General features: G+C 67.5%; 24 protein-coding genes. 19 read left to right on the plus strand and 5 right to left on the minus strand.

What is annotated here, in order from left to right; translation table 11 throughout:
* The first annotated feature begins 250 nt into the window (after positions 1-250).
* The gene (locus AC5P8Z_RS15590) at positions 251-1,027 is read left to right on the plus strand and encodes a lytic transglycosylase domain-containing protein (protein ID WP_286070794.1); all 777 of its coding nucleotides are present in this window, start codon (positions 251-253) and stop codon (positions 1,025-1,027) included.
* A 98-nt stretch (positions 1,028-1,125) separates the two neighbouring features.
* Here AC5P8Z_RS15590 and AC5P8Z_RS15595 read toward each other — a convergent pair whose 3' ends face one another.
* Entirely contained in the window at positions 1,126-2,646 is a 1,521-nt protein-coding gene (locus tag AC5P8Z_RS15595) for a tetratricopeptide repeat protein (RefSeq protein ID WP_286070795.1), read from the minus strand.
* Positions 2,647-2,710: 64 nt separating this feature from the next.
* Between AC5P8Z_RS15595 and AC5P8Z_RS15600 the strand changes: the two genes are divergently transcribed.
* Both AC5P8Z_RS15600 and AC5P8Z_RS15605 read left to right on the plus strand, forming a co-directional pair.
* The gene (locus tag AC5P8Z_RS15600) at positions 2,711-2,908 is read left to right on the plus strand and encodes a hypothetical protein (RefSeq protein ID WP_286072080.1); all 198 of its coding nucleotides are present in this window, start codon (positions 2,711-2,713) and stop codon (positions 2,906-2,908) included.
* Entirely contained in the window at positions 2,829-4,892 is a 2,064-nt protein-coding gene (locus AC5P8Z_RS15605; RefSeq protein ID WP_495229529.1) for an NHL repeat-containing protein, read from the plus strand. Before AC5P8Z_RS15600 ends, AC5P8Z_RS15605 begins: the two co-directional genes overlap by 80 nt.
* Here the strand turns inward: AC5P8Z_RS15605 and AC5P8Z_RS15610 are convergent.
* Positions 4,870-5,277, minus strand: coding sequence for a YciI family protein (locus tag AC5P8Z_RS15610; RefSeq protein ID WP_286070796.1), 408 nt, complete (start codon positions 5,275-5,277; stop codon positions 4,870-4,872). The genes AC5P8Z_RS15605 and AC5P8Z_RS15610 overlap by 23 nt on opposite strands.
* A gap of 810 nt (positions 5,278-6,087) precedes the next feature.
* Here AC5P8Z_RS15610 and AC5P8Z_RS15615 point away from each other — a divergent pair.
* The 13 genes from AC5P8Z_RS15615 to AC5P8Z_RS15675 all read left to right on the plus strand — a co-directional run bounded on the left by AC5P8Z_RS15615 (position 6,088) and on the right by AC5P8Z_RS15675 (position 18,508).
* Positions 6,088-6,501 carry a YciI family protein gene (locus AC5P8Z_RS15615; protein WP_241885894.1) on the plus strand — a complete coding sequence of 138 codons (414 nt, stop codon included), beginning with the start codon at positions 6,088-6,090 and terminating at the stop codon, positions 6,499-6,501.
* 67 nt (positions 6,502-6,568) lie between these two features.
* Positions 6,569-6,991 carry a VOC family protein gene (locus AC5P8Z_RS15620; RefSeq protein WP_286070797.1) on the plus strand — a complete coding sequence of 141 codons (423 nt, stop codon included), beginning with the start codon at positions 6,569-6,571 and terminating at the stop codon, positions 6,989-6,991.
* A 34-nt stretch (positions 6,992-7,025) separates the two neighbouring features.
* Positions 7,026-7,436: a VOC family protein gene (locus AC5P8Z_RS15625; protein WP_188219105.1), complete on the plus strand. Its 411-nt coding sequence runs from the start codon at positions 7,026-7,028 to the stop codon at positions 7,434-7,436.
* 24 nt (positions 7,437-7,460) lie between these two features.
* Positions 7,461-7,817: a DUF1428 domain-containing protein gene (locus AC5P8Z_RS15630; RefSeq protein ID WP_286070798.1), complete on the plus strand. Its 357-nt coding sequence runs from the start codon at positions 7,461-7,463 to the stop codon at positions 7,815-7,817.
* Positions 7,818-7,862: 45 nt separating this feature from the next.
* Positions 7,863-9,125, plus strand: a complete 1,263-nt coding sequence (locus AC5P8Z_RS15635) for an RNA polymerase sigma factor (RefSeq protein WP_495229458.1) — start codon at positions 7,863-7,865, stop codon at positions 9,123-9,125.
* A gap of 107 nt (positions 9,126-9,232) precedes the next feature.
* Complete coding sequence (locus AC5P8Z_RS15640) at positions 9,233-10,429, plus strand: hypothetical protein (RefSeq protein ID WP_495229459.1); 1,197 nt, start codon at positions 9,233-9,235, stop codon at positions 10,427-10,429.
* Complete coding sequence (locus tag AC5P8Z_RS15645; protein WP_495229460.1) at positions 10,420-11,520, plus strand: hypothetical protein; 1,101 nt, start codon at positions 10,420-10,422, stop codon at positions 11,518-11,520. The genes AC5P8Z_RS15640 and AC5P8Z_RS15645 overlap by 10 nt, the downstream gene beginning before the upstream one ends.
* 94 nt (positions 11,521-11,614) lie before the next feature.
* Positions 11,615-12,289, plus strand: a complete 675-nt coding sequence (locus AC5P8Z_RS15650) for a hypothetical protein (RefSeq protein ID WP_295568355.1) — start codon at positions 11,615-11,617, stop codon at positions 12,287-12,289.
* A 16-nt stretch (positions 12,290-12,305) separates the two neighbouring features.
* The gene (locus tag AC5P8Z_RS15655) at positions 12,306-13,952 is read left to right on the plus strand and encodes a CsgG/HfaB family protein (RefSeq protein ID WP_286070804.1); all 1,647 of its coding nucleotides are present in this window, start codon (positions 12,306-12,308) and stop codon (positions 13,950-13,952) included.
* Positions 13,953-14,312: 360 nt separating this feature from the next.
* A complete protein-coding gene (locus tag AC5P8Z_RS15660; protein WP_286070805.1) occupies positions 14,313-15,962 on the plus strand; it encodes a M28 family metallopeptidase in 1,650 nt (549 codons plus the stop codon).
* Positions 15,963-16,125: 163 nt separating this feature from the next.
* Positions 16,126-17,385 carry a sensor histidine kinase gene (locus AC5P8Z_RS15665; RefSeq protein WP_286070806.1) on the plus strand — a complete coding sequence of 420 codons (1,260 nt, stop codon included), beginning with the start codon at positions 16,126-16,128 and terminating at the stop codon, positions 17,383-17,385.
* The gene (locus AC5P8Z_RS15670; RefSeq protein ID WP_286070807.1) at positions 17,375-18,145 is read left to right on the plus strand and encodes a LytR/AlgR family response regulator transcription factor; all 771 of its coding nucleotides are present in this window, start codon (positions 17,375-17,377) and stop codon (positions 18,143-18,145) included. The genes AC5P8Z_RS15665 and AC5P8Z_RS15670 overlap by 11 nt, the downstream gene beginning before the upstream one ends.
* 18 nt (positions 18,146-18,163) lie before the next feature.
* Complete coding sequence (locus AC5P8Z_RS15675) at positions 18,164-18,508, plus strand: hypothetical protein (protein WP_495229461.1); 345 nt, start codon at positions 18,164-18,166, stop codon at positions 18,506-18,508.
* A gap of 39 nt (positions 18,509-18,547) precedes the next feature.
* Here the strand turns inward: AC5P8Z_RS15675 and AC5P8Z_RS15680 are convergent, their stop codons facing one another.
* The gene (locus AC5P8Z_RS15680; protein ID WP_106549748.1) at positions 18,548-19,162 is read right to left on the minus strand and encodes a hypothetical protein; all 615 of its coding nucleotides are present in this window, start codon (positions 19,160-19,162) and stop codon (positions 18,548-18,550) included.
* A 309-nt stretch (positions 19,163-19,471) separates the two neighbouring features.
* On the opposite strand from AC5P8Z_RS15680, the gene AC5P8Z_RS15685 reads away from it, so the two are divergent.
* Positions 19,472-20,401 (plus strand): oxygenase MpaB family protein, encoded by a 930-nt coding sequence (locus tag AC5P8Z_RS15685; RefSeq protein WP_495229462.1) that lies wholly within the window; start codon positions 19,472-19,474, stop codon positions 20,399-20,401.
* Between the two features lie 111 nt (positions 20,402-20,512).
* Here the strand turns inward: AC5P8Z_RS15685 and AC5P8Z_RS15690 are convergent, their stop codons facing one another.
* On the minus strand, positions 20,513-21,100 hold the full coding sequence (locus AC5P8Z_RS15690; RefSeq protein WP_495229463.1) for a TetR/AcrR family transcriptional regulator: 588 nt from the start codon (positions 21,098-21,100) through the stop codon (positions 20,513-20,515).
* A 133-nt stretch (positions 21,101-21,233) separates the two neighbouring features.
* On the opposite strand from AC5P8Z_RS15690, the gene AC5P8Z_RS15695 reads away from it, so the two are divergent.
* Positions 21,234-22,448: an MFS transporter gene (locus AC5P8Z_RS15695; RefSeq protein ID WP_495229464.1), complete on the plus strand. Its 1,215-nt coding sequence runs from the start codon at positions 21,234-21,236 to the stop codon at positions 22,446-22,448.
* A complete protein-coding gene (locus AC5P8Z_RS15700; RefSeq protein ID WP_495229465.1) occupies positions 22,445-23,617 on the plus strand; it encodes an MFS transporter in 1,173 nt (390 codons plus the stop codon). The genes AC5P8Z_RS15695 and AC5P8Z_RS15700 overlap by 4 nt, the downstream gene beginning before the upstream one ends.
* 127 nt (positions 23,618-23,744) lie before the next feature.
* Here the strand turns inward: AC5P8Z_RS15700 and AC5P8Z_RS15705 are convergent, their stop codons facing one another.
* On the minus strand, positions 23,745-25,856 hold the full coding sequence (locus tag AC5P8Z_RS15705) for a M13 family metallopeptidase (protein ID WP_286070810.1): 2,112 nt from the start codon (positions 25,854-25,856) through the stop codon (positions 23,745-23,747).
* Positions 25,857-25,992 lie beyond the last annotated feature (136 nt).

The raw sequence follows: 25,992 nt of genomic DNA on the forward strand, positions 1-25,992 counted from the left end.
CAAGAAGTTCTCGACTAAACGGCGTCAAACGGGCATTTTTATGGTGGTTCATCCGGGCTCTTTGGGGACTGGACAGGTGTGGTAACCACCATTTTCCAAAGATGCCCCGGATGAACAACCTACCGAGAGATCACAACTAACAGTCGACTCTACCGGTACCGGTACCGGTACCGTGCCAGTGCTGGTCCCTGGACCCGTCCCACCCCTATTCACTTGGCGTTAGCGGCTGCGGCCGGATCATCCGGCCGCCATGTTCCCCCGCCCTGCCGCCATCGCGCTGTTGCTGCTGCCCAGCCTGTGGCCCGGGCCGGCCGCTGCGCGCACCGTCTACCGCTGCGTGCAGGGCAACACCGTCAGCCTGGCCACTGCCCCGGAACCCGGCTCGCGCTGTACCCCCAGGGAAATCGACGACAACGCCATCCAGACACCGAACCTGTGGGGCAACATGGGTGTGTTCAGTGGTGTGCTGTACGAGCGAGAGCAGGATGGCGTGCTGGTCTACTCCACCCGCAACCTGCCCGGCTCGAAGGTTTTCCTGAAGTTCACCGTGGCCACGCCGCCGGGTGAACCCGCCCACGAGGGCCTTGGCAAGGTCGGCAAACCGCAGCTGGCGCAGCATGCCAAGCAGTTCAAGGCCGCCGCCAAGGCCACCGGCGTGGATGACGCCTGGCTGCGCGCGATCGCCCACGCCGAAAGCAACTTCGATCCGTTGGCGGTCTCGACCAAGGGCGCGCAGGGCGTGATGCAGCTGATGCCGGAGACCGCGCAGGAGTACGGCGTGAATGATCCGTTCTCGCCGCAGCAGTCGATCGACGGTGGCGCCCGCTACATGCGCGCGCTGCTGCGCCGCTACAACGGTGACCGGCCGCTGGCGGCGGCGGCCTACAACGCCGGTATCGGTGCGGTCACCCGCTACAAGGGCGTGCCGCCGTATGCCGAGACCCTGGCCTACGTGGACAAGGTGATGGCGCTGTACGCGCGCTATCGCGAGGCGATGGGCATCCGTACCGAGGTGCCGGCGCACTAGGCGGACGGTGCTGCCTGCACGTGGCGTTGTAGAGCCGAGCCCATGCTCGGCTGCATCAATTGCAGCCGAGCGTGGGCTCGGCTCTACACAAAAGCCGCTCAGCGCGAGGTGGAGGTGCTGACCAGTTCGTAGCGTTCGATGCGGCCAAGACGGGCAACTTCCGCCTGCACGTCAGCGCGCTGCTTCAGCGCACGCCAGGCCGCATCGATCTTCACGTCGCCCGGCAGCGACGGGTAGGTACGCATGTCCTGCAGGCTGGCCAGTGTCTCGCCACGGTCGATGGGGGAGCGCAGTTGATCGATCAGCACGGCGGCTGCCCCCTCCAGGTTGCCTTCGTCCAGCAGCATCTCACGATGGAAAAGGTGGGCGTCGTTGCGCTCGGCAAGGATCACGCTGCGCGCAGCGTCCATCGCCCTGGCATCACCGCGCTCGCGGGCGGCGGTGAACTGCACCAGGGCTTGTGCGGCCTTGCCGTACCCGGCGAGGCCCTGGATAGCGTTCACCGCCTGCGCGGCGTCCTGCATGCGCCCGAGCGAGGTGAGCACGAAGCTGACATTCAACTGATGCTCGATGCCGTCCGGGCCCAGCGCACCAATGCGGGCCGCCTGTTGCGCCGCCGCCAGTGCATCGTCGGTGCGCCCGAGCCGGCGCAGTGCGGTGAACCGGCTGTTGAGCAGCCACGCCACCCATTCGGCCTCCTGCGCCGACGGGGACTCGCCCTCGGCCGCTGCACGGGCCATGCCATCGGTCAGCGCCAGCACTTCCTCGTTGCGGTCCAGCATCAGCAGCGTGCTGCTGAATTCGGCCATGCGTGCATCCAGCTTGCGATCCAGCAGGCCTGATACGCGCAGTTCGTCCAGGTGCTTCTGTGCAGCCTGCACGGGATCAAAGCGCGGATCGGTGCGGTCGACGTAGCGATCGAAGCGCTTGTCACTGCGCAGGCGAATGATCTCGGCGGGGGCGGTGATGCGGGCCAAGGTGGCGGGAATGTCGTCGCCGCGACCGTTGTCGGCCTGCAGCGTGGCCAAGGCCAGCCACAGTCCGGTCGGTTCCAGGCCACCGCTCTTCCAGCCGTTGTCGAACAGTGCCTGCAGCAGCTCCATGCGCTGCTGCGGCTGGTCGCGCAGGCGGTACTGCAGATAGTTGACGGCCTGGTGTTCGAGCGGCAGCGGCGCGTCGGCATGCTTCAGCGCCTGCACCAGATATTGGGTGGCCGGAACGGGCCTGTTCTCGGACAGTTCCAGCGACATCAGGGTCAGCAGGATCTGCGCATCCTCCGGCAGTGCCTCCTGCGCCCGTTGCAGGTAGCGGCGGGCCTGCTCGGGCTTCTTCTGCACCATCGCGGTCCAGCCGGCCACCTGCGCGGCGCGGCCGCGGTGCTCGGCATCGAAGTCGTCCAGCAGCGGGTCTTCCATCAGCCGCTCCATCGCGATCAGCGCACCCAGCGTGTTGCCACTGCGCGATTGCTGGATCGCCTCATCCCATCGCGTGGCATAGGCCATGTGTACGGCGTCGCTGGTGACCGACGGCTTCTGCGGCGCCACCGTGATCGATGCGGAAGCGGATGTGCTGGCCAGTGCGGCGATCAGCAGGGCGGCGAGGGGGAGCGTGCGGGGCATGGAGGATCTCCATCCGTGGGAACCGCATTGAACCTGCTGTGGCCAGCGAGAACAAGCGCGGTGCATGGAATTCTGGTATCCGGCCGTACGATTGGCCGTGGCGCATGCCGTGCTCAGCGTCTATTGTCTGTGCCTCTTCACACAGCAGCAGGCAGCGCAGCACGATGGCACGGTGGCAATGGATGGCGGCAGGCGTGGCGTTGGCGACGGTAGTGGCATTGGCCGCAACCTGGTGGGAGACACCGCTGCCTACGCTGGCTGAACCCGCGGGTCCGGCTCCAACGCCGTTGGCGTGGACCGCGCAGATCGAACCGCTGGCCGGCGATGGCCACCCGGGTGACCGCGACGGCGCCGCCGCGCAGGCACGTTTCGCCGATCCGTACGCGTTGCTGCGCAGTGCCGATGGCAGCGTGTATTTCACCGATGCCGGTGACAACAACCGGATCCGTCGCCGCCTTCCCGATGGCCACGTCGAAACCGTAGCCGGGCAGGGCGAGGGGCGCGTTGACGGCCCGGCACTACAGGCCAGTTTCAATACGCCCTCGGGCATTGCCGCCGACGCGCAGGGCAACCTGTATGTGGCCGACACCGGCAACCATGCGATCCGCCGCATCGGCACCGACGGCCAGGTAACCACGCTGGCGGGCGGTGAACAGGGCTATGCCGATGGGCCGGCCGCGCAGGCGCGCTTTGATGCGCCGATGGGCATCGCGGTGGACGCGCAGGGCCAGGTCTACGTGGCCGATACCTACAACGACCGTATCCGGGTGATCGGCACCGACGGCACGGTGCGCACCCTGGCCGGTGGTGAGCGGCCGGGATCGGCCGATGGCGTGGGCAGCGTTGCGCGTTTCGATACGCCGGTGGCGCTGGCCTTCGATGCGCACGGTGCGCTGCTGGTGGCCGATCTGTTCAACAACGCGGTACGCCGTGTCGGCATGGATGGCACGGTCAGCACCGTGGTGGGGGGCGGAGGTGTGATCAATGGCCCGCTGTCGCTGGCCACCACCCACGATGGCGTGCTGTACGTGGGCGACATGGATGGCCGCATCGTGCAGGTGACGCCGCAGGGCCACCAGATCGCGCTGGTCGGCAACGGTCGACTGCCACGCCTGGCCCGCCCCAGTGGCCTGGCGATGGACGCCGACGGCAGCGTGCTGGTGGCCGATGCCACCGCCTACCGTCTGCACCGCCTGCGCCCGCTTCCGGTGGGTGAGCTGCCCGCGCCGGCGCTGGTCGGCCCGGCCGCCGATGCCACGCTGCCCGATACTGGCGGACGCTGGCCGCTGGCCCCGCAGGATGGCTGGCACGAAGTGGTCGGCACGTTGGGGGAAGTGCGCGGCAACTTCAAGGGCGAGAGTCGCCATCACCTGCACGGCGGCTTCGACGTGCGCGGTGACGTGGGCCAGACCGTGCTGGCGATCGCCGACGGCAAGATCAGCAGCCCGATGGCGGCCTGGAGCCTGGGTGAGCAGGCCGAGGGCCTGGCGGTGGACCGCCTCAAGTACATCCACATGCGGGTGGGCCGCACCCCGCGCAATGAACCCTTCGATGGGCGCTGGCAGGCGCTGTACGACGAACAGGGCAGGCTGGAGCGGATGCGCGTACGGCGTGGCATGCGCATCCATGTTGGGGACCGCCTGGGCAGCATCAACAATCAGGCGCATGTGCACCTGGCCGTCGGCACCGGCGGCTTCGAGACCAACGCCGTGGCACTGGGTTTCCACAACTACGCCGACCACTTCGCGCCGCGCATCACCGATGTGGCGCTGCTGGACGACAACGACCAACCGATGGCTGCGGGCAGCGATGGCGTGGTGATGGTGGCGCGGCAGGGGCGTGGCGTGCAGATCGTGGTGGAGGCCTGGGACCAGGTCGATAACAATCTGCCGCGGCGCCGCCTGGGCATGTACCAGGTGGGCTACCAGATCCTCGATGCGGGCGGCCAACCGCTGCAGGGCTACGAGCAGCCGCGTTGGAACATCGTGTTCAACCGCATGCCGCCGCAGCGGGAGGCTGTGCGCGTGGCCTACGCGCCGGACAGCGGCATCACCGTGCATGGCAGCGCGGTGACCCGTTTCCGCTACCTTGCCACCAACACCGTGCGCGATGGCCTGATGGAAACCGGCCGCTGGCAGCCGGCGGCGCTGCCGCCGGGCGAGTACGTCGTGCGTGCCAGCGTGCGCGATTACAGCGGCAACGAAGGCATCGGCCCGCGCGAGATCAGGGTGCGGCTGCTGCCATAGCCGTGGCGGGGGCGCCGCAGCGTTCGCGCTCGGCGTCCATGTCTTCCAGCGGCCGCACTTCGATGCTGCCGAAGCGGGCCCACGGGAAGTCGCGGGCGATGCGCATGGCTTCGTCGCGGTCGCGGGCGATGATCAGGTTGAAGCCGGCCAGCAGTTCGCGGGTTTCGGCGAACGGGCCATCCAGTACACGGCTGTGGCCATCGCGCACACGCAGGGTCTGCGCGGTGTCGACCGGCTGCAGTTTCTGCGCTACCAGCAGCGTGCCCTCGGCCTGCAGCTGGTCGGCGTGGGCGAGGCAGTCGCGCATCAGCGCATTGAACTCTTCGATGGGCAGCGCCTGCAGCAAGGCAGGCTCGATGTAGATCAGAAGCAGGTACTGCTGCATGGCACGGTCCTGGCGGGGGCGGGGTGTCCATGATGGCGCAGGTTTGCCTGTCGGCATGCTGCAGCGCGAAAAGCCGCCTGCGGCGGGCGATCGGCGAACGGCGGAGCCCCTCCGTGGTGGGGTGGGTGGGTCGCTGAAAGCTCGGGTTCTTGGATTTGGCCGGGTGGGGAGGCAGGGCAGGGGGCGCTGCAAGTACGTCCATGTTAGCTCGGTCGCCGCATCCATGCGGCTCACGCCCCTGTCCTGCCTCCCCACCCGGCCTTGGACAGATCTCTGCGGCCGACCCAACACGGGAAATCAACAACAAGAGCAAAAGCGGGTCGCTTCGCTCGCAAAGCCGAGGCCGCCAGCCAACCGCCGTTGCTTTTGCCGTTGCCTTTGCCTTTGCCTTTTTTCTTGATCTTCCCGGGGTGGATACCGCAGGCAGGAAACTGTCCAGGGCCGGGCGGGTAGGCGGGGCGGGGGTGTCCGCGGCATGGGCCCGAGGCATGCCTCGGGCGGGTTGGGCACGATGCCCAACCCCGGTCTTGCCGTGTGCGCAGGACAGCGCACACGAGCAAGCCGCGGTCAAGCCCCCAGGGACGGGTTTACGGCGTCCCCCGACCCGTCTACCCGCCCGGCAAAGCCCAGGAACCCAGCTTTCAGCGACCCACCCAACCCACCACGGAGGGGCTCCGCCGTTCGCCGACCTCCGCCGAAGGCGCGCTTTCCACGGAAGAAATAATTTTTAGAGGACGTGTCGATTCCCAGCCCCTTGGTTCGTTGTACCCAGTGAAGGGCACGCACCACGCGTCCCCACGGGAGACTGCAATGAAAGTAATGGTGATCGTGAAGGCCAACGCCGACTCCGAAGCCGGCCGCATGCCCAGCGAACAGGAACTGTCCGAAATGGGCGCCTTCAACGAACAACTCGTGGCCGCCGGCATCATGCTGGCCGGTGAAGGCCTGCACGCCACCCAGCGCGGTCGCCGCATTCATTTCGGCAGCGGCGCGCCCAGGGTCGAGGCCGGCCCGTTCGGTCCCGCCAGCGAGCAGATCGCCGGCTTCTGGCTGTGGGACGTGCGCTCGCTGGACGAGGCCGTCGAGTGGGCCAGCCGTGCGCCGTTCGGCAGTGGCGGCACGCTGGAACTGCGCCCCCTGATCACCGCCGAAGACTTCGGTGAAGCCTTCACCCCCGACTTACAGCAGCAGGAACAGCGTCTGCGTGCACAGCTGGAAGGTTGATCCATTCCATTTCCCCGCCGGGCATGGCCTGGCGCTGCCACCCTGAATCCCTCAACGGAGTAGTGCCATGAAACTGATTCCCTTCCTCGGCTTCAGCGGCCAGGCCCACGATGCGATGGCGTTCTACGCCAAGGCACTCGGTGGCCAGGTCACGTCGGAAATGAAGTACCGCGACATGCCGCCCTCCGATGGCTCGCCGGGCTGCAACGAAATGCCGCCGGAAACCCTCGACCACGTCGCGCACAGCCAGCTGGAGATCGGCAACGCCATCATGATGGCCGCCGACGGCCCCGGCGGCGGCGAGGGTGGCTCGACCACCATCAATGTCGATGTCGACAGCATCAAGGAAGCCGAGCGCGTGTTCGCCGCGCTGGCCGAAGGCGGCCAGGTGCAGATGCCGATCGCCGAAACGTTCTGGGCGCACCGCTGGGGCATGTTGATCGACCGCTACGGCAAGCCGTGGATGGTTAACTGCATGAAGCAGCCCTGATTCTTCTTTCCTCCATCCACAAGGAGCTTTACCGATGAGTGCACCGCAGCCGCAGATGATCTTCGTCAACCTGCCCGTGCAGGACCTCAACGCCTCCAAGGCCTTCTTCGCCTCCCTGGGCTACAGCTTCAACCCCACCTTCACCAATGACGATGCGGCCTGCATGGTCATCAGCGAGAGCATCTTCGTGATGCTGCTGACCCAGCCGTTCTTCAAGCAGTTCACCAACAAGGCGATTGCCGATGCGCACCGCCACACCGAGGTGATCACCTGCCTGTCGGCCGACAGCCGCAAGGCGGTGGACGTGATGGTGGACAAGGCCTTGGCCGCAGGCGCCAGCGAACCGCAGCCGGCGCGCGATCTTGGCTTCATGTACCAGCGTGGCTTCCAGGACCTGGATGGCCATCTCTGGGAAATCGCACACATGGACGGCGAGCCGGGCTGACGGCTGCCGCAAGGGAGAACCCTCATGGCTTACGTGGATGCTTACGTGCTGCCGTGCCCGCAGGACAAGGTGGCGGCCTACCGCCGCCTTGCCCGCAAGGCCGGCGCGGTGTGGAAGGACCATGGCGCGCTGCAGTACATCGAGTGCGTGGCCGACGACGTGGAACCGGGCAAGAGCACGTCATTCCCGCGCGCGGTGAAGGCCAGGCCCGGTGAGACGGTGATCGTCGCCTTCGTGGTATTCCGCTCGCGTGCGGCACGCGACCGCGTCAACGCGAAGGTGATGGCTGACCCACGGTTGGCATCGCTGGGCCCGAAGGACATGCCGTTCGATACCAAGCGCATGTTCTGGGGCGGCTTCAAGCCGATTGTGGACGCGTGAGTTGCGGCGCTTGTGCGGACCGGGCGTGCGTGCTGTGATCGGCGCATGCCCGATCCCGCACTGACGCAGCGTCTGGAAACCCTCTGGCGGATGGAGTCGCCGGTGTTGATCGCGCGCCTGGCGCGGCTGCTCGGGGGCGATGTCGGCCGTGCCGAGGAGCTGGCCCAGGACACCTGGCTGGCCGCGCTGGAGCGCTGGCCGGAGCAGGGCATCCCGGACAATCCCGGAGCCTGGCTGATGACCACTGCGCGCAACCGTGCCATCGATGTGCTGCGCCAGCACCAGCGCGTGGCGCAGCAGCATGCGCAATGGGGTGAGGAGCTGCATCCGGCACCCCTGCCAGCGCCGGATGACAGCCAGGCGCTGGAAGATGACCTGGGGGACGACCTGCTGCGCCTGATGTTCGTGGCCTGCCACCCGGTGCTGCCAGCCGATGCGCGGGTGGCACTGACCCTGCGCCTGCTCGGTGGCCTGACCACGACCGAGATCGCCCGCGCCTTCCTGCAGCCCGAGCCGACCATCGCCCAACGCATCGTGCGCGCCAAACGTACGCTGGCGCAGAAGCAGGTGCCGTATGAAGTGCCGCGCGCGGAGGCGATGCCCGAGCGGCTGGCTTCAGTGCTGGAGGCGATCTACCTGGTCTTCAATGAAGGCTATGCGGCCAGCGCCGGCGATGACTGGATGCGACCGGCGTTGTGCGAGGAAGCGCTGCGGCTGGCGCGCATCCTGGCCCATCGGCTGCCGGTGCCGCCGGTTCTGGGGCTGCTGGCATTGATGGAGCTGCAGGCCTCGCGAGCTGCGGCACGGACCGACACGCAGGGTGCGCCGGTGCTGCTGGACCAGCAGAACCGAGCCCGCTGGGACTGGCTGCAGATCGAGCGTGGCCAGCAGGCGCTGGCGCGCGCGCTGGCGGCCGGTGGCGGCGACGATCCCTATGTGCTGCAGGCACGCATTGCCGCCTGCCATGCGGCTGCGCGCCGGGCTGACGCCACCGACTGGGCTCGAATCGCTTCGCTCTATACCCGGTTGCTGCAGGTGATGCCTTCGCCGGTTGTCGCATTGAACCGGGTCGTGGCGGTGCTGCGCAGCGAGGGCGCCTTCGCTGCGTGGGCACAACTGCAGCCGTTGCTGGATGAGCCGCGCCTGCGCGAGTACGCGCCGTTGCAGGTGGTACGCGGCGAAGTACTACAGTCCTTGGGGCGTGACCTCGACGCACGTCACGCTTTCGCGGAAGCCGCCAGACTCAGCCAGAACCAGGCAGAGCGGGGCCTGCTGCGGCAAAAGGCCGGCCTGCCAACCACGGAGTGACTGCGACGAACGCAGCACTTGTCGGCAGGCGCCTGAGCGGCTATGTTTCGCGCCCAGTGGGCGCATGAGCGTCCACGTTCCGTGCGTATTGACCGAGGAGCGGTTGGATGTATTCAAGGACGAAGAGCGCATCGCGCGCTTTTGCGCGCCTGCTTGCCTATGCCCTGTGCCTGGCCGTATGGCCGATGGCTGCGCAGGCCGCAGACAAATCGCAGCAGGCCTACTGGGCCGGCTTTGCCTATACCGCGGATGCCGCTGCCGTGCAGGCGACCACGCCGCATGCGCACGCGGTGCTGGAAAAGCGCGGCCTGATCCCGCTGAACCAGACCTTGGCGCAGGCGCTCAAGCGCCGGCCGCCGGCGAACCTGGAACTGATCGACCAGACGGTGGCGATGCTCGACGGCACCACCAGCGCGACTGTGCTGGCCGCCGCGCTGGACCGCGAGCTGGTCTCGGTCGAGCCGATCGGCAACCAGTACAAGGTACTGGTGGAAGTGGCCCTGCAGGCGCTGTTCTTCGATTTCCGCGAGCGCCAGGTGATCGCGTCCTATCCGGTGACCCTGCAGCGCATCGACGTGCAGGATTACCGTCCGGACAACGACGATATCGACGCGATCGTCGCCGATCTGCTGTACGGCAACGCTGCCACCAGCCTGTCGCAGGTGCTCGCGACCAGCCTCGCCCAGGCCAGGCTGCCCGATGCCGCGGTGCGTCGCCTGCAGGTGGGCGGCGTGACGCTGTCCGATGCGGCGCGCAGCAAGCTGCCCGACCCGAAGTGGGAAGCACCGCTGCGCGCCACCCTGGCGCATGAGCTGTCCAAGACGCTGTCGTCCAATACCGGTGTGGGCCTGCTGCCGCCGGCCTCGGGCCAGGCGATCGGCGGTGCGATGGCCGCGCGCTTTGCCGACGGCAAGGTTTACCAGCTGAAGATCCCCGAGCCGGACTACGTCATCAGCGTACAGGTCGATGCGCTGAAGAACGGCGTGATTGAAGAAACCGCGGCGATGAAGACGATGCTGTTCGGCGCGTTCTTCACCGCGAAGGTGACCGAGCCGTTCTCCGGCAAGGTCTATTTCGAACAGCCGCTGCGCAAGGGAGCCACCAAGGTGGTGCCGGTGACGCAGTGGCAGGTCGACCAGTGGTCGGCCAGCTACGAAACCCTGCTGGCGGGCTTCGATGCCTTCGCCGGCGCCGCCGCCAAGCGTGCCGATTCGCGCGCCTGGCTGGATGAGCAGAAGCCGGGCGGCCGCCCGTTGCAGCAGCAGACCCAAGCCCTCCAGGAGTTGATCAAGTCATGTCGTTGATGCGTACCCTTCTGCTGTTCCTCATCGCCCTGGCGGTGGCCTCGCCGGTCGCGGCGCAGACCGCCAGCTCGCGCGGTACCGGTTCGGCCAGCTACAGCCTGCGCCTGAGCGCCGATACCCGTGCCCAGGCCCTGAACAAGGCCAAGGTCAATGCACTGGAGGCGTACATCGCCGAAAGCGGTGCGGCCAAGCTGCGCCTGTTCGAAGCCCGCCGCGCCGAGTTCATCGGCGAGATCGACCGCTACGTGCTCAGCGCCGTGCAGCTGTCGGACACCGAAGACAAGAAGGCCAAGACCTACAGCGTCACCGTCCGCGCCGAGATCAACACCACCCTGCTGCAGACCAAGCTGGATGCCGGTTCGGCCGTGGCCGGTGCCACCGCCGCGCAGCGCTCGCTGCTGACCTTCCTGTTCATGGCGCGCTCGCAGGACACCGTGCAGTCGTTCCAGGACAAGGAGTACCGCCGCACCGACGTCAGCTCCAGCTACAACGAGAACACCCGCGAGGGCGACAGCTTCCGCGGCAACTCGGTCAGCACCAACGGCAGCATCAACCAGAACGCGTCGATGTCGGTCACCAGCGGTGGCAGCACCACCCAGCGCAGCGACAACATCAGCTGGAAGGTGGCCAATGCCGCCGAGGTCAACACGGCGATGACCGGTGCCTTCAGCGCCGCCGGCTACGAAGTGGTTGAAGCCGAATACGTGGAAGGTGAATCGCGTGGCCTGCTGAGCATCGAGCGCATCCGCAAGGATTTCAGCACCGGCAACGATCTGTCTGCCGCCACCCTGCGTGACACCGCCAACGGCATCCGTGCGGCCAACATTCCGTACATCGCCGTCGGCAACCTCGACGTTGGCATGCGCGACCGCGATCCGGCCAGCGGCAACACCCGCGTGTTCGTCACCGTTACCGGCAAGGTGCTGGACGTGACCGGTCGCTTCCCGCGCACCGTGTCGTCGGTGGGCCCGGTGCAGTTCTCAGGCACCGGCCCCAATGAAACCGTGGCCCGTACCAATGCCCTGCAGCTGGCGGCTGAAAAGGCCGCCCAGCAGATGATCAACGAACTGAACGTCAAGGCGGTTCGCTGATCCCCCACTCCGGGGAGGCCGAGCTCGGCATCGCCCTGGGGTTATCGATTTCCCACGTGCCGCATCGCGGCCGTCTCTCCCAAAGGACACTCACATGATCCGCACTACCGCTCTTGCCGTGGCCATCGCTGCCGCCACCCTGTCGATGCCGGCCCATGCTGGCCTGGGCAAGCTCAAGGACCTGGCCGGTGCCGCCACCGGTACCTCCAGCAGCACCTCCAGCGCCGCCGCTCCGGACGAAGCCGCGCAGGAAGCGCTGGTGCGTCGCTTCGTTACCTCGCAGTCGCACTCGCTGCAGGCCCAGACCTCGTTCGCCCGCGCCTTCGGCCTGGCCGAGCAGGTGCAGCTGCTGGAAGCCGAGCGCCAGGCGTTGTCGTCGGGTTCGGTCAGCGTCGATGCGATGAAGAAGTCGGTGTCGGTCAGCGAAGCTGCGCAGGCGGCGATCAACGAGCGCCAGGCCGCACAGCCGGAACTGAACGCTGAATCCAAGCAGCACTATGCCGAAGGCCTGGTCTCGCTGCTGGCCTCGGCGGCCGAAGCACAGAAGCTGGGCGGCGAGGCCAGCAACTTCACCGCCGGCATGAAGAACCTGGGTGCGACCCAGCTGGCCACCGTCGGCCGCAAGCTGGCCGCAGGTGCATGGGTGGCCAAGGAATCGCCGGGCTTCATCCAGGGCCTGTACGGCTCGACCAAGTCGGCCGTGACCTTCGCCAAGAAGAGCAAGGTGAAGGTGCCGTCCAACGCCGATTCGATGCTCGACAAGCTCTGATCCGAGGCGAATCTCCATGCGCACGACAACCCGTTTGATCGGCCTGGGTCTTGCTGCCACGCTGCTTGCAGCCTGTGGCAAGCAGGACGCCCCGGCCGCCGCGCCCGCCAAGGACAAGGCAACCAGTGCACTGGCCAGCAATGCGCCGGTGGAAGACGCGCCGCTGCGTGGCACGCCGGATTTCGGTGGCACCACCCAGGTCGCGCGTGAAGCCGACGGCATCGGCAGCACCCCGGAACTGGCGGTGCTGGCGGCATTGCAGTCGGCCGTGGCGCAGGTCAACGGTGTACGCGTGGCCAGCCAGATGCAGAGCCTGCGTGCAGGCCTGCATGTGGATGTGGATGGCGAACACGTCGGCGATATCCGCGCCGACGCGTTCACCCAGCAGATGATCGCCGGCTCGCAGGGCGCGGTGCTGGGCTATGAAATCCTGTCGCAGGACGAAGTGCGGCAGCTGGACGAGGAAACCATCGCCCGCGTGCGCGCCAGTGACGAAGGCTGGAGCTTCAAGGGCTCGGCGTCGGCCAGCGCGTCCGGCGAAGCCTCGGCCAAGAGCGGTTCGGCCTCGGCCAGCGTCAGTGAACGCTACGACGAGAAGGTGAGTGTTGATGCCAAGCGTGGCGCCAGCTCGTTCGACTCCGACGTGACCCATCGCAGCATGCGCAGCTACTGGAAGGTGCGCGTGCGCGCGCAGATCGCCCAGTACCGCGCACCGGACGAGCAGGGCAAGCCGAAGATCGTGGTGGCCCTGCCGCGTACCAAGGCAGGCAGCTACGCCGTGGGCGACGGCCGCGTGGATGCCGATGAAGTGGCCGACGCGATCCGTGCCCGCCTGTCCGACACCCTGACCCAGACCCAGCGCTTCATCGTGCTGGACCGTGAGTTCGGTGACGAACTGCAGGCCGAGATCGACCACATCAACAGCGGCAACGTCCGCCTGCAGGACACCGCACGCGTGGGCCAGCAGCTGGCGACCGATCTGATCCTGATCCCGACCATCGAACGCTTCGAGTACCCGCGCAGCGTGCGCAACCTGCGCATGTCCGACCGCCAGGTGACCTCGTACTCCGGTGGTGGCCGCATCACCCTGCGCCTGATCAACGCCACCACCGGCCAGGTGGTGATGTCCGACAGCTTCGACCACCAGCTGGCCTCGACCGGCCCCAGCACGCTGCCGCGCGTGGTCAACGGCCGCAACATGGCGGCGGCGATGATGGAATCGCTGTCCGGCCAGATCGGCACCACCATCGTCACCACGCTGTTCCCGGTGTCGGTCGTCTCGGTGGACGGCGACCAGGTGGTACTGAGCCAGGGCGGCGAAACGCTGCAGGCTGGCCAGCGCTGGCAGGCCGTGCGCCTGGGCGAAGAACTGAAGGACCCGCAGACCGGCCGCTCGCTAGGCCGCAGCGAACACCCGTGCTGCACCATCCGCATCGACCGCGTGGCCGCACAGACCTCCTACGGCACCATCGAAGACGGCGTCGACGCGATGCGTGGCGGCTTCCGCCCGGGCCAGATCGAACTGCGCCAGAAGCTGGGCAGCAAGCCGGCTGCCGCCGCTGCTGGCGCAACAGCCTCGGCAGCACCGGCCGCCGCCGCGCGCCCGGCGGCCAAGCCGAAGCCCAAGCCCGCCGCGGCCCCGGCCGAAGACCCGAACTGGTAACACGCCCAAGCAAGACACAGATGGGGTCAGAGCCCTTTCCCGCCGGGAAAGGGATCTGGCCCCTTCTTGTTTCCGTTCGTGTCGACCATGGTCGACACCCACCAACAGCAGCGGGAACCTGTCGAAGGCGGGGAGGGGCCGGTTGCGGGGGTGTCCGCGGCATGGATGCCGCGGCCAAGCCCCCAAGGAAGGGTTCACGGCGTCCCCCGCAACCGGACCCACCCCGCCATCCCACCGAATGCCTGCTTCTACTGTTGCTGTTGCTCCGGCTGTTGCTGTTGCCCCGGCTTCGGCAGGTGCAGGGCGCAGCCCTGCCGAATCCCATTAAACTCCAGAAGGATTTCCCTGCTGGAGAGAGCAATGAAGCGAGTAGCACTGGGCCTGCTGGCCCTGTCAGTGTCGAGCGCACTGATGGCGGCCACCCCGAAATTCGACGGCGCGCGGATCTCCGCCGACGTCAAGGAACTGGCCTCCGACGCCTACGAAGGCCGCTCCCCGGCCACCGCGGGCGAAGAGAAGACCATCGCCTACCTCAGCAAGCAGTTCGCCGAGGCCGGCCTGCAGCCCGGCGGTGACCTCAAGGACGGCAAGCGCCTGTGGACCCAGGCCGTGCCCCTGCGCAAGGGCGACATCGTCGGCGCACCGCAGCTGGCGCTGCACCAGGGCGGCAAGACCCTGCCGCTGGAGCAGGGCAAGCAGATTGCCGTGCGTGCCGCCATGAACGGCGCCAGCAACGTCGACATCAGCAAGGCGCCGCTGGTGTTCCTCGGCTACGGTGTGAAGGCGCCGGAGCGCAACTGGGACGACTTCAAGGGGGTGGACCTGAAGGGCAAGATCGCCGTCGTGCTGATCAACGACCCGGACTTCGAAACCGGCCAGGGCGATTTCGACGGCAAGGGCATGACCTACTACGGCCGTTGGACCTACAAGTACGAGGAAGGCGCACGCCAGGGCGCGCTGGGCGTGCTGATCGTGCACGAGACTGCACCGGCCTCCTATGGCTGGGCCACGGTGGCCGGCTCCAACACCAACACCATGTTCGACGTGGTGCGCGACAACCCGTCCGAGAGCCACCCGCTGCTGGAAGGCTGGATCCAGCGTGACCTGGCGGTGGAGCTGTTCCGCTCGGCCGGCCAGGACTTCGAAGCGCTGAAGAAGAAGGCGCAGCAGCGCGACTTCACCCCGGTGCCGCTGACCGGCGCCAGCCTGGACGCGAAGTATGCGGTGAAGACCGAAGTCATCACCTCGCACAACGTGGCCGCGCGCCTGGAAGGCAGCCGCCATCCGGACGAGACCCTCATCTACAGCGCGCACTGGGACCACATCGGCATGGGTGAGCCGGACGCGCGCGGCGACCGCATCTTCAACGGCGCACTGGACAATGCCAGCGGTACCGCTTCGCTGATCGAGCTTGCCCGCGGCTTCGCCAAGGCCAAGCGCCCCGAGCGTTCGGTGCTGTTCCTGGCGGTCACCGCCGAGGAAAAGGGCCTGCTGGGTTCGGAGTACTACGCCACCCATCCGCTGTACCCGCTGGAAAAGACCGTGGCGGTGATCAACATGGACGGCATGGCGCCGTTCGGCCCGTCGCGTGATTTCGGCATCTACGGTGCCGCGCGCTTCGAGCTGCTGGACCAGCTGAAGGACGTGGCCAAGGGCTGGGACATCCGCTATACCCCGGACCCGAAGCCGGAAGCAGGCCTGTTCTTCCGCTCCGATCACTTCCCGTTCGCCAAGCGTGGCGTGCCGGCGCTGTCCTGGTCGGCCGGCCAGGACTGGGTGGACGGCGGCGTGGCCGCAGGCAAGAAGGCCTCCGAGGACTACACCGCCAAGCGTTACCACCAGCAGGGCGACGAATGGCAGCCGGACTGGGTGTTCGCCGGTGCCGCCCGCGACCTGGAGGTGCTGTACACGCTGGGCAACCAGCTGGCCAACTCGCGCAGCTGGCCGAACTGGAGCAAGGACGAGTCGTTCCGCGCCGTGCGTGACGCCAGCGCCGACCAGCGCAGATGAGGGATTGCGGGGCGCTGCCTCGCCACCCTCCGGTAGCGCCGGGCCATGCCCGGCGTTGCACTGAAGGCTTCCATCCCCGCTTTCCGGCCCTTCGTCGCAACTCGCTTGTTTGCCCGGCGGACCGCCCTATGCTCGGCTCACCCCCTTCCTCCAAGGCGCCGTCGTGTTCGCCAGCCTCTCTCTCCTGATCCGCCACCTGCTGGCCTGGGCCGCCGCGCTTGTTGTTGCCGGCATGGTCTGGAGCGGCATCTTCAGCGGCATGAACGATGGCCCCGGCTGGGTGTTCGGCCTGCTGGCGATGTTCCTGATGATCTCCGCGCTGGGCAGCGCGATCACCCATATACGCCGGGTCTGGCTGGTGGCTGGCCGGCTGGATTCGACCACGCTGTCAGGGCGCCAGCGCCGCCAGGTGGAACTGCCGATGGACGCCGGCCAGGCCTACGCCGTGGTGGAAGCGGCAATTGCCGAACTTCCGCGCGTGGAGGATGTGGAAAGCTCGGCCGGCAGCCTGCAGGTGCGCGCCTACGTGCGCCGGGTCGATCTCTGGAATGGCCGCCAGCCCTCGCGCTGGAACCTGCCGGCGCGGCTGGCGATCAAGCGCAACAGTGTGCTGGCCACGGTCACGCCGGGGCAGGGCACCAGCACTGTCACGCTGTTGTTCGAACCAGACGCTGGCTGGTGGGCCGATCTGCTCGCGCTGGACGAGGGCAGCAACTTCGAGAACGCCGAAGCGGTGACCCGCGCGATCAGCCGCCGCGTGGCCGACCAGCGCCGCGACGAACAGGCCGCGGCCGAACAGACCCAGGTGGAGAAGGAACTGTCGGTCGCGCGCTTGAACCTGCTGCATGCGCAGGTGGAACCGCACTTCCTCTACAACACGCTGGCCAACGCGCAGGTGTTGACCCGCACCGATCCGGCGCGCGCCGAGCAGATGCTTGGCCACCTGATCCAGTACCTGCGCAGCTCGCTGCCGCAGGTGGATGAGTCGGTGTCGACGCTGGGCGTGGAGCTGGAACGCACGCGCGCCTACCTGGAGATCCTGCGTATCCGCATGGGCGCGCGGCTGGCGGTGGAGGTGCAGGTGCCCAACGAACTGCAGGGCGTGCACCTGCCGGCGATGGCGCTGCAGACGCTGGTGGAGAACGCGATCAAGCACGGCCTGGAACCCAAGCCCGGCGGCGGCACGATCTGGATCCTGGCGCGCGGCTTCGATGACCACGTGACGGTGACCGTGGCCGACGACGGCCTCGGCTTCGGCCAGGGCACCAGCGGTACCGGTATCGGCCTGAAGAACCTGCGCGAACGTTTGCGCCTGACCTGTGGCGAGCAGGCCGGCGTGGCAATCGTTGCCAACTTCCCCAGCGGCGTGGCCGCGACCATGACCCTGCCGCAGTCGAACAAGGAGCGCAGCCATGCCGCTTGAAGCCCTCATTGCCGAAGACGAGGAACTGCTGCGGCAGTCACTGGTGGAGCAGCTGCGCCGGTTGTGGCCGGAGCTGAAGCTGGTGGCCGAGTGCGAGGACGGCGCCAGCGCGCTGGAGCAGCTGGCCGAGAAGCAGCCGGATATTGCCTTCCTGGATATCCGCATGCCAGGTATCAGCGGCATTGAAGTCGCACGCTCGCTGTCCGAGTTGAGCCCACGCACTCAAGTGGTGTTCGTGACCGCCTACGACCAGTACGCCATCGATGCGTTCGAGCAGGGCGCGATGGATTACCTGCTGAAGCCGGTCAGCGACGAGCGCCTGCTGGCCACGCGTGAGCGCATCCTCTCGCGGTTGCCTTCAACGCGCCAGGACGATGCCGTGCTTGAGCGCCTGCTGCAGCGGCTGGGCCCATCGCCGGGGGCCGCGGAGCGCCCACCGCTGGCCTGGATCACCGCCAGCAACGGCCGCGAGACGCAGCTGATCATGCTGGAGGACGTGGCCTACTTCCGCGCCGACAACAAGTACACCACCGTGGTGACGGCCGCGGGTGAGAGCCTGCTGCGCACGCCGTTGCGTGAGTTGCTGGACGTGCTCGATCCGCAGCACTTCCGCCAGATCCACCGCTCGACCATCGTCAACATGAAATCGGTGGCGGCGGTGAGCCGCGACGATACCGGCCGCGGTGTGCTGCGGCTGCGTGGACGCACGGAGACGCTGGTGGTCAGCCAACCGTTCATGAGCCTGTTCCGCGGCATGTAGCCGCAACCCGGAGGCACCATGCGCCTGTTCGTGCTTGCCTGCATCGCGGCGTTGCCGCTGGCCGGCTGCGACAAATCCAGCACTACCTCGATCACCCGCACCCGTGCCAACGGCATGGACACGCTGTACAGCAAGGGCAGCGTGGTCGACGGCGAGGCACGGTTCCAGTGCATCGCCAGCAGTAGTGGCCAATGCCACTATCTGGTGCTGGACCCGGCGTGCAGTACCGACGCCGCGTGTGCGACGCCACCGTTGCGCCGGTTCGCCGTGGCGGTGGGGACGACCGAGGCGATGCGTGACCTGCCCAGCGGCTTCCGCCAGTGTGTCAGCCAGGACCCGATAGAACACTGCCACCGTGAGTGATCACGGTGGCAGTGTGGGTCCCCCCGCTTTCCCGAAGGGTCAGTAGGCAGGTTGCAGCGTCAGGTCGTGGTGGTGTTCGTTCTCGCCGACATGGTTGAGGCGGCCGACCAGCTCGGAGTGCTGCTTCATGCGCCCGATCTCAGTCATGATGCGGATGTCCTCGTGGCGCAGTTCGCGCTTGGCGGTGACCGCCTGCTTGTAGTCCAGCACTTCCGGGTAGTGCTCGGCCAGGTCCAGCGCCTCGGCTACGTGTTCGACGCTGTCGGCCTTGGAACTGATGCGCGCGCGGCTGTTGAAGGCCTTCATCCAGCGCTCGAAACCGGCGGTTCGGTCGAACATGTTGGCCATGAACCAGATCACGAACAGGATGGAGATCCACGAACCGAACACCACGACCACGCGGGTGAAGGTGATGTGGTAGTCGTCGCGCCACAGGTAGTTGGTGATCAGGCCGAGGATCAACAGTGAGGCCGCCTGCCAGCCGACGATCGAGGCGATCAGCCACTGGCACTTGGCCTGGGCCAGCACGGCCACTTCATCGCGGATCTGCTGCTCGCTGAGGTTGCGCCAGTGCGCGACCTGTTTGTCGAACGGGCTGCTGTAGAGCTCGTTGTCGCGAAGCAGTAGTCCCAAACCCTTGAACAAAGCAATCATGGCTGGCTCCTTGTGGAACGTGCGTCGATCAGCATTGGACGGTGTGGCGGGTCCAGTTCTAGCACTTCCAGCGAGCCGTGCAATGGGCGCAATGCCAAGCGGGGTAAGGCTTTTGTCTGAATGGGTGAATGTTGCTGCAGCGCAGCATCGCGGTTGCAGCCTGCGACAGGATGTCGCAGGGTGAAATGTGCTGCGGCCGCACATGAAACGGGCGCTGAGCGCGGAGACTCGCCGCCGGCGTCGTGATCGCCCAGAATCGGGGGCGACCGCGCAACGCGCGGCCGTACTTCCGCCTTTCCTGGACCTGTGATGCCCGCTCTGCTGCAGCGACTTTCCCGCCCCGTCACCGCGCCGATCCGGCGCTGGGTGCTGGAGGCCTTCCCGCGTGGCCAGAGCGGCATCGATTACGACCAGCCGGTGGGTGATCCGGGCTGGTTCGGCCCCGACAGCGTCACCTGGCGGCTGCATGCCGAATTCCCCTCGATGCTGGCCGGCGGGCTGTGCGCGCTGATGCTGCAGACCCTGCACCCGCGTGCGCTGGCCGGGGTCTACGACCACTCCAACTTCCGCCAGGACCTGGTGGGTCGCCTGCGCCGCACCACCGCCTTCGTCGCCGGCACCAGCTATGCGCCCAGCGGCGAGGTGGAAGCGCTGGTGGCCAAGGTGCGTCGCATCCATGCGCAGATCCGCGGCCAGACCGCGCAGGGCGAGCCCTACGCCGCCGATGATCCGCAACTGCTGACCTGGGTGCATGTGACCGAAGCGTTTGGTTTCCTGCAGGGCTTCCGCCGCTACGGGCGCGAGGTGCCGGCGTACATCGCCGATCGCTACTACGACGAGTACCGCCGGGTGGCCGAGGCGCTGGGCGCGGTGGATGTACCGCGCAGCGAAGCGGAGGTGGCGGCGTATTTCTGCGCGCGGCAGCCGGAACTGCGCGTGGATGATCGCTCGCGCGAGGTGCTGGAGGTGCTGTCCGGCGTGCGCCTGCCGGTCCCGGTGCCGGGGCTGTCGCGCGACGTGTTCCTGGGGGCGGGCGCGGCGTTGCTGCCGGACTGGGCCGAGGGCATGCTGGAACGCACTGGCCGCCAGCGTGCGCAGGCGGCAGCGTCGGCGAAGCTGATGCAGGGCATGGCGCCGCTGTTCCGTCGCGCATTGCCCGATGGCCTGGCCAGCCGCGCCTGCGCGCGCATGGGCGCGCCGGTGGTGATCCTGCGCGAGTGGCCCGAAATGCTCCGGTAGGTGCCAACCTGGGTTGGCACGCGTTTCGCGCGGTGCCGCAGACGCGCCAACCAGGGTTGGCATCCACCCGAGCGGATTCCGCAGTAGATCCACGCCATGCGTGGATGGGCTTCACACGGCAGACTTCAACCCACGCAACAGCATCTCCAGCGCCGCCGTCGCCTGCTGCAGGCGCATGTCGCCATCTTCGCCGTCGGCGATCCAGAACGCGGCTTCGGCCAGGCTGCCGTAGATCAGCGACGCCAGCGCCTGCGCATCTACCGGTGCCACCACGTCCTGCGCCATCAACTGTTCGATCAGGCGCTGCATCGAGTGCACGCAGTGGCGCTGCGATTCCGGTGAGGCACCACCCAGCACCGCGCGCGCATCGCGCAGCACGATGCGCTGGATCTCCGGTTCCAACGCCATTTCGAGATAGGCACGGCAACGCTGCACGAAGCCGTCCCAGGCGTCATCGGCGCCGTCGCTGATCGCCTGCAGGCGGACATCGGTCTCAGCATCGAGCTGGGCGACCACCGCTGCCAGCAGTCCCTTCTTGTCACCGAAGTGGTGGTACAGCGCCCCCCGGGTCAGTCCTGCCTGGGCGGTCAGGTCATCCATCGAGGTGGCGGCATAGCCGTGCTCGCTGAACACCCGGCGGGCAGTGGCCAGCAGGCTGGCGCGGGTTTCTTCCATCTCGGCGCGGGTACGACGGACCATCCGGAGCTCCTTGCATACGCAGTGCATGATTATTTACATACGGTGCGTATGAATGTAGCCTCTTATTCATACGCTATGTATGTATTGTCGTGGCGCCGGGTGCGCCAGGCAAGCCGCTGCCCTGGAGATCCTGATGGCTACCCCCTACCGCGACCTGTTCGCCGCCCCCGGCACCACCGGCCTTGCCCTGGCCGGGCTGTCGGCCCGCCTGCCATTGCCGATGACCGGCATCGGCATCATCACCCTGCTGTCGCAGCTGCGCGGCAGCTATGCCCTGGCCGGTGCGGTCTCGGCCACCTTCGTGCTGACCTACGCGCTCCTGTCACCGCAGGTGTCGCGCTGGGTCGACCGCCACGGCCAGGGCAGGGTGCTGCCGTGGGCGGCTGCAGCCAGCGCGTCCGGCCTGCTGGCGTTGCTGGCCTGCACCGTACTGTCGGCGCCGGACTGGACCCTGTTCGTTGCGGCGATGCTGGCGGGCTGCATGCCCAGTGTGTCGGCGATGGTGCGCGCGCGCTGGACCGCGATCCATCGCGGTGGACCGCAGTTGCAGGCCGCGTACTCGCTGGAGACCGTGTTCGACGAGGTTACGTTCATCGCGGGGCCACCGCTGTCGGTGGGATTGTCGGTGGCGGTGTGGCCGCAGGCCGGCGTGCTGGTCGCGGCCGTGCTGCTGCTGGCCGGTGTTGCCGCGCTGGTGCTGCAACGCCGTACCGAGCCGCCGCTGCAGGCCCTTGATGCCACAGCATCGCGACGCTCGCTGCTGCGGCAACCGGAAATCCGCCTGCTGGCGTTGCTGATGCTGGCGATGGGCGTGATCGTCGGCACCGTCGACATCACCAGCGTGGCATTCGCCGAACAGCGGGGGCAGCCGCTGGCCGCCAGTCTGGTGCTGTCGGCCTACGCGGTGGGCAGCTGTGGCGCAGGCCTGCTGTTCGGTTCATTGAACCTGCAGGTGCCGCTCCGCCGATTGCTGCTGCGGGGTGCAGCGGCCACAGCGCTGACCGCGCTGCCGCTGCTGTGGGTCGGCAACCTGCCATCGCTGGCCATCGCGGTGATGCTGGCGGGGACGTTCTTCGCACCGACGATGATCGTGGCGATGTCGCTGGTCGAGCAATGCGTGCAGGCTGCACGCCTCACTGAGGGCATGACCTGGCTGTTGGCCGGCCTGAACATCGGTGTCGCGCTGGGCGCGGCGGTGTCGGGCCAGGTGGTCGATGCCGCGGGCGTGCGCCCGGGTTTTCTCGTCGCGTTGATCGCCGGCGCCTGCGTGCTGCTGATCGCGATGTTCGCGCAGCACGCGCTGCCAGACGCAGGCGTGTCCGGCCGTGCCGCGGAGGCCACGCGATGAGCGCTGCTTCGCCCGCACAGACCGTGCCCGTGGCCCGTCACCCGTGGTGGGCGGTCTTCGCCATCGGCCTTGCCACGTTCGCGGTGGTCACCACCGAAATGCTGCCGGTCGGCCTGCTGACCCCGATCGCGGATGACCTGGGTGCGTCCACCGGTACCGCCGGACTGATGATCTCGCTACCGGCCCTGCTGGCGGCGCTGTTCGCACCGCTGGTGGTGATCGTTGCCGGTAGCATCGATCGTCGCCGCATCCTGTGCGCATTGCTCGGCCTGCTGATGGTGGCCAACATCGCCTCCGCGCTGGCGCCCGGCATCGCCTGGCTGCTGGCGGCGCGCGTGCTGGTCGGATTCTGCATGGGCGGCATCTGGGCCATCGCCGGTGGATTGGCCGCGCGCCTGGTGCCGGCGCATCGCATCGGCCTGGCCACCTCGATCATCTTCGGCGGCGTGGCCACAGCATCGGTGCTGGGCGTGCCGCTGGGCGCGCTGATCGGGGACGCGCTGGGCTGGCGTTTCGCGTTCGCGGCGATGGCATTGTTCAGTGCGGTGATCCTGTGGCTGCATCTTGCAGTGCTTCCCGCGTTGGCGGTGGCGGCGCCGGTACGGCCGGCGCAGTTCGTGCAACTGCTTGGACACCGTGGCCTCCAGCGCAGCCTGTGCCTGACGCTGCTGCTGGTAACGGGCCACTTCACTGCGTTCACCTATGTACGCCCGCTGCTGACCCTGCAATCGGGCGTGGATGCCGCATGGATCGGCGCGCTGCTGTTCGCCTATGGCATGGCGGGCATCGCGGGCAACTTCATCGCCGGGCCGCTGGCCGCTCGCCATCCACGAGGCATCCTGCTGGCAATCGCGTGTGGCCTGCTGCTGACGCCGCTGTTGTTGCTGTGGGTGGGCAACTCCCCGTCGGGCGGCGCTGCGGTGCTGTTGCTGTGGGGCCTGGCCTATGGTGGCGTGTCGGTCGGCCTGATGAGCTGGATGATGAAGGCGGTGCCGCACGCGGTGGAGATCGCCACTGCGCTGTACGTGGGCGTGTTCAACATCGGCATCGCGTTGGGGGCGTGGGCCGGTGGCAGGCTGCTTGATGGCATCGGGCTGCACGCCAATCTGTGGGCGGCGGCGGTGTTGGCTGCGAGCGCTCTGCTGGCAGCGGCGAGCCTGCGCGATTAGATCCACCCCATGGGTGGATTCCTGCTCCGACCAAGGCCGGCACCCACCAGGGCGAGGCATGTGCCAACCAAGGTTGGCCGCTACCGGAAAATGAAACGGGCGCCTTGCGGCGCCCGTTCCCATTACATCACCACACCTTGACCCGCTTGTCCGGGGCCAGGTACAGCTTCTGGCCTTCCTTCACTTCGAACGCCGGGTACCAGGCGTCGATGTTGCGCACGGTCAGTGCGCGGAACTGGCCCGGTGCATGCACATCGGTCAGCAGGGAGTTGCGCAGCGCCTGCTCGCGGCTCTTGCTGCGCCAGGCCTGGGCGAAGCCGAGGAAGAAGCGCTGGTCCGGGGTGAAACCTTCCAGGGTCTGGCCCGGCTTGCCCTGCAGCGACAGCTGGTAGGCGTCGTAGGCGGTACCCAGGCCGGCCACGTCGGCGATGTTCTCGCCCAGGGTCAGCTTGCCGTTCACATGCACGCCCGGGAACGGTTCGTAGCTGCTGAACTGCGCGGCCAGCGCATCACCGGCGGCGTTGAACTGCTTCAGGTCCTCGGCGGTCCACCAGTTGTGCAGCTTGCCGGTTTCATCGAACAGTGCACCGGCGTTGTCGAAGCCGTGGCTGATCTCGTGGCCGATCACCGCGCCGATCGCACCGTAGTTCACCGCGTCGTCGGCGGCACCGTCGAAGAACGGCGGCTGCAGGATCGCGGCCGGGAACACCAGGCGGTTTTCCAGTGGCACGTTCATCGCATTGATGGTCTGCGGCAGCATCGCCCACTCGCTGTGGTCGACCGGCTTGCCCAGCTTGGCGATGCTGCGCTGGTATTCGAACAGTTCGGCGCGCTGTGCATTGCCCAGCGCGTCATCGCGGCGGATCTCCAGGCCGGTGTAGTCGCGCCACTTCTCCGGGTAGCCCATGCCCACGGTCAGGCCGGCGACCTTGGCCTTGGCATGCGCCTTGGTCTGCGGCGACATCCACGACAGTGCATCGATGCGCTTGGCGAAGGCGGCGATGATGTTCTTCGCCATCTCGTCCGCGCGCTCCTTGGTCTTCGCGTCGAAGTGCTTCTCGACGTAGCGCTTGCCGATGGCTTCACCCACCGCATGGTTGGCATCATCCACGGCGCGCTTCCAGCGGTCGCTCTGCTGCGGCGTGCCGCTCAGCGCGGTGCCATGGAAGGCGAAGCGGGCATCGGCGAACTTCTTCGGCAGGTAGGCGGCGGCACGGTCCAGCGCGTGGAAGGCCAGGTAGTCCTTCCACACGTCCAAAGGTTCGGTGGCGACCAGCTTGGACAGGCCGGCCACAGCCTTGGGCTGCCACACGATGAAGTCCTGCTGGTTGCCCAGCGCAGCCGCATCGAGGAAGGCGTTCCAGTCCATGCCCGGTGCCTTGGCAGTGAAGTCGGCCTGGGTCCAGGGGTTGGCACCCTTGGTCACGTCGTTGGTCTCTTCCTGGGTGGCGTGCGCCTGCGCGATCTTGGTCTCCAGCGCCAGGATGCGCTGGGCCTTGCCGGCCGGGTCGGCCACGCCGGCCAGCTGCAGCATCTGTGCGATATAGGCCTGGTACTGCTTGCGCAGCTCGGCCATGCGGCCATCGCCCAGGTAGAAGTCGCGGTCGGGCATGCCCAGGCCACCCTGCACCAGGTAGGGCGCGGTGCGGTCCGGCTGCAGCATGTCCACCGACACCCACAGGCCGAACAGGCGGTCGGTGTAGAAGTTGGTCGCGTTGAGCAGATCGACGTCGGCGCGCACGTCGCCGCCGAGCGCACGGGCCAGGCCCGCCTTGTCGGCGATCGCATCGATGGCCTTCAGCTGCGGCTGCACCGGCGCGATGCCGTGCTGCTCGATGCCGGCTTCGTCCATGTAAGCGGCGTAGTAGTCGCCGATCAGCTTGTCGTCACCGCTGGCCTGCGCGTTGCCGGCAGCGCCTTCGAGGATGGCGCGGGTGTCGGCCAGGGTCTTTTCGGCAATGACGTTGAAGCTGCCGAAGCGCGAACGGTCGGCCGGAATCTCGGTGTTCTTCACCCAGGTGCCGTTGGCGAAGCCGAAGAAGTCATCGCCGGCGGCGATGCTGCGGTCCATGCCGCTGGCATCGAAACCGAAGCTGCCCAGCATCGGCTTTGCCGCAGCGGGGGCCGCCTCGGCGGGCTTGGCGGTGCCAGCGGCCTGATCGGCCGGACGGTCGCAGGCAGCCAGGGACAGGCTGGCAACGATGGCCAGTGCCAGGGTGGGACGGCGCAGCTTGGACATGGACTTCTCTTGCAGCGGAAAACCCCAAGTCTAATCCGCGCCGGCCGGCCTGGTCGTTCCGTTGTGCCACCTGTCCTGTGCAGGATCTGGCTGAACGCGCCGAAGCGATCTTCACGCCGTCACCGGGGTGGTGCAT

Source organism: Stenotrophomonas sp. YJH_SMC_17, assembly GCF_059371655.1.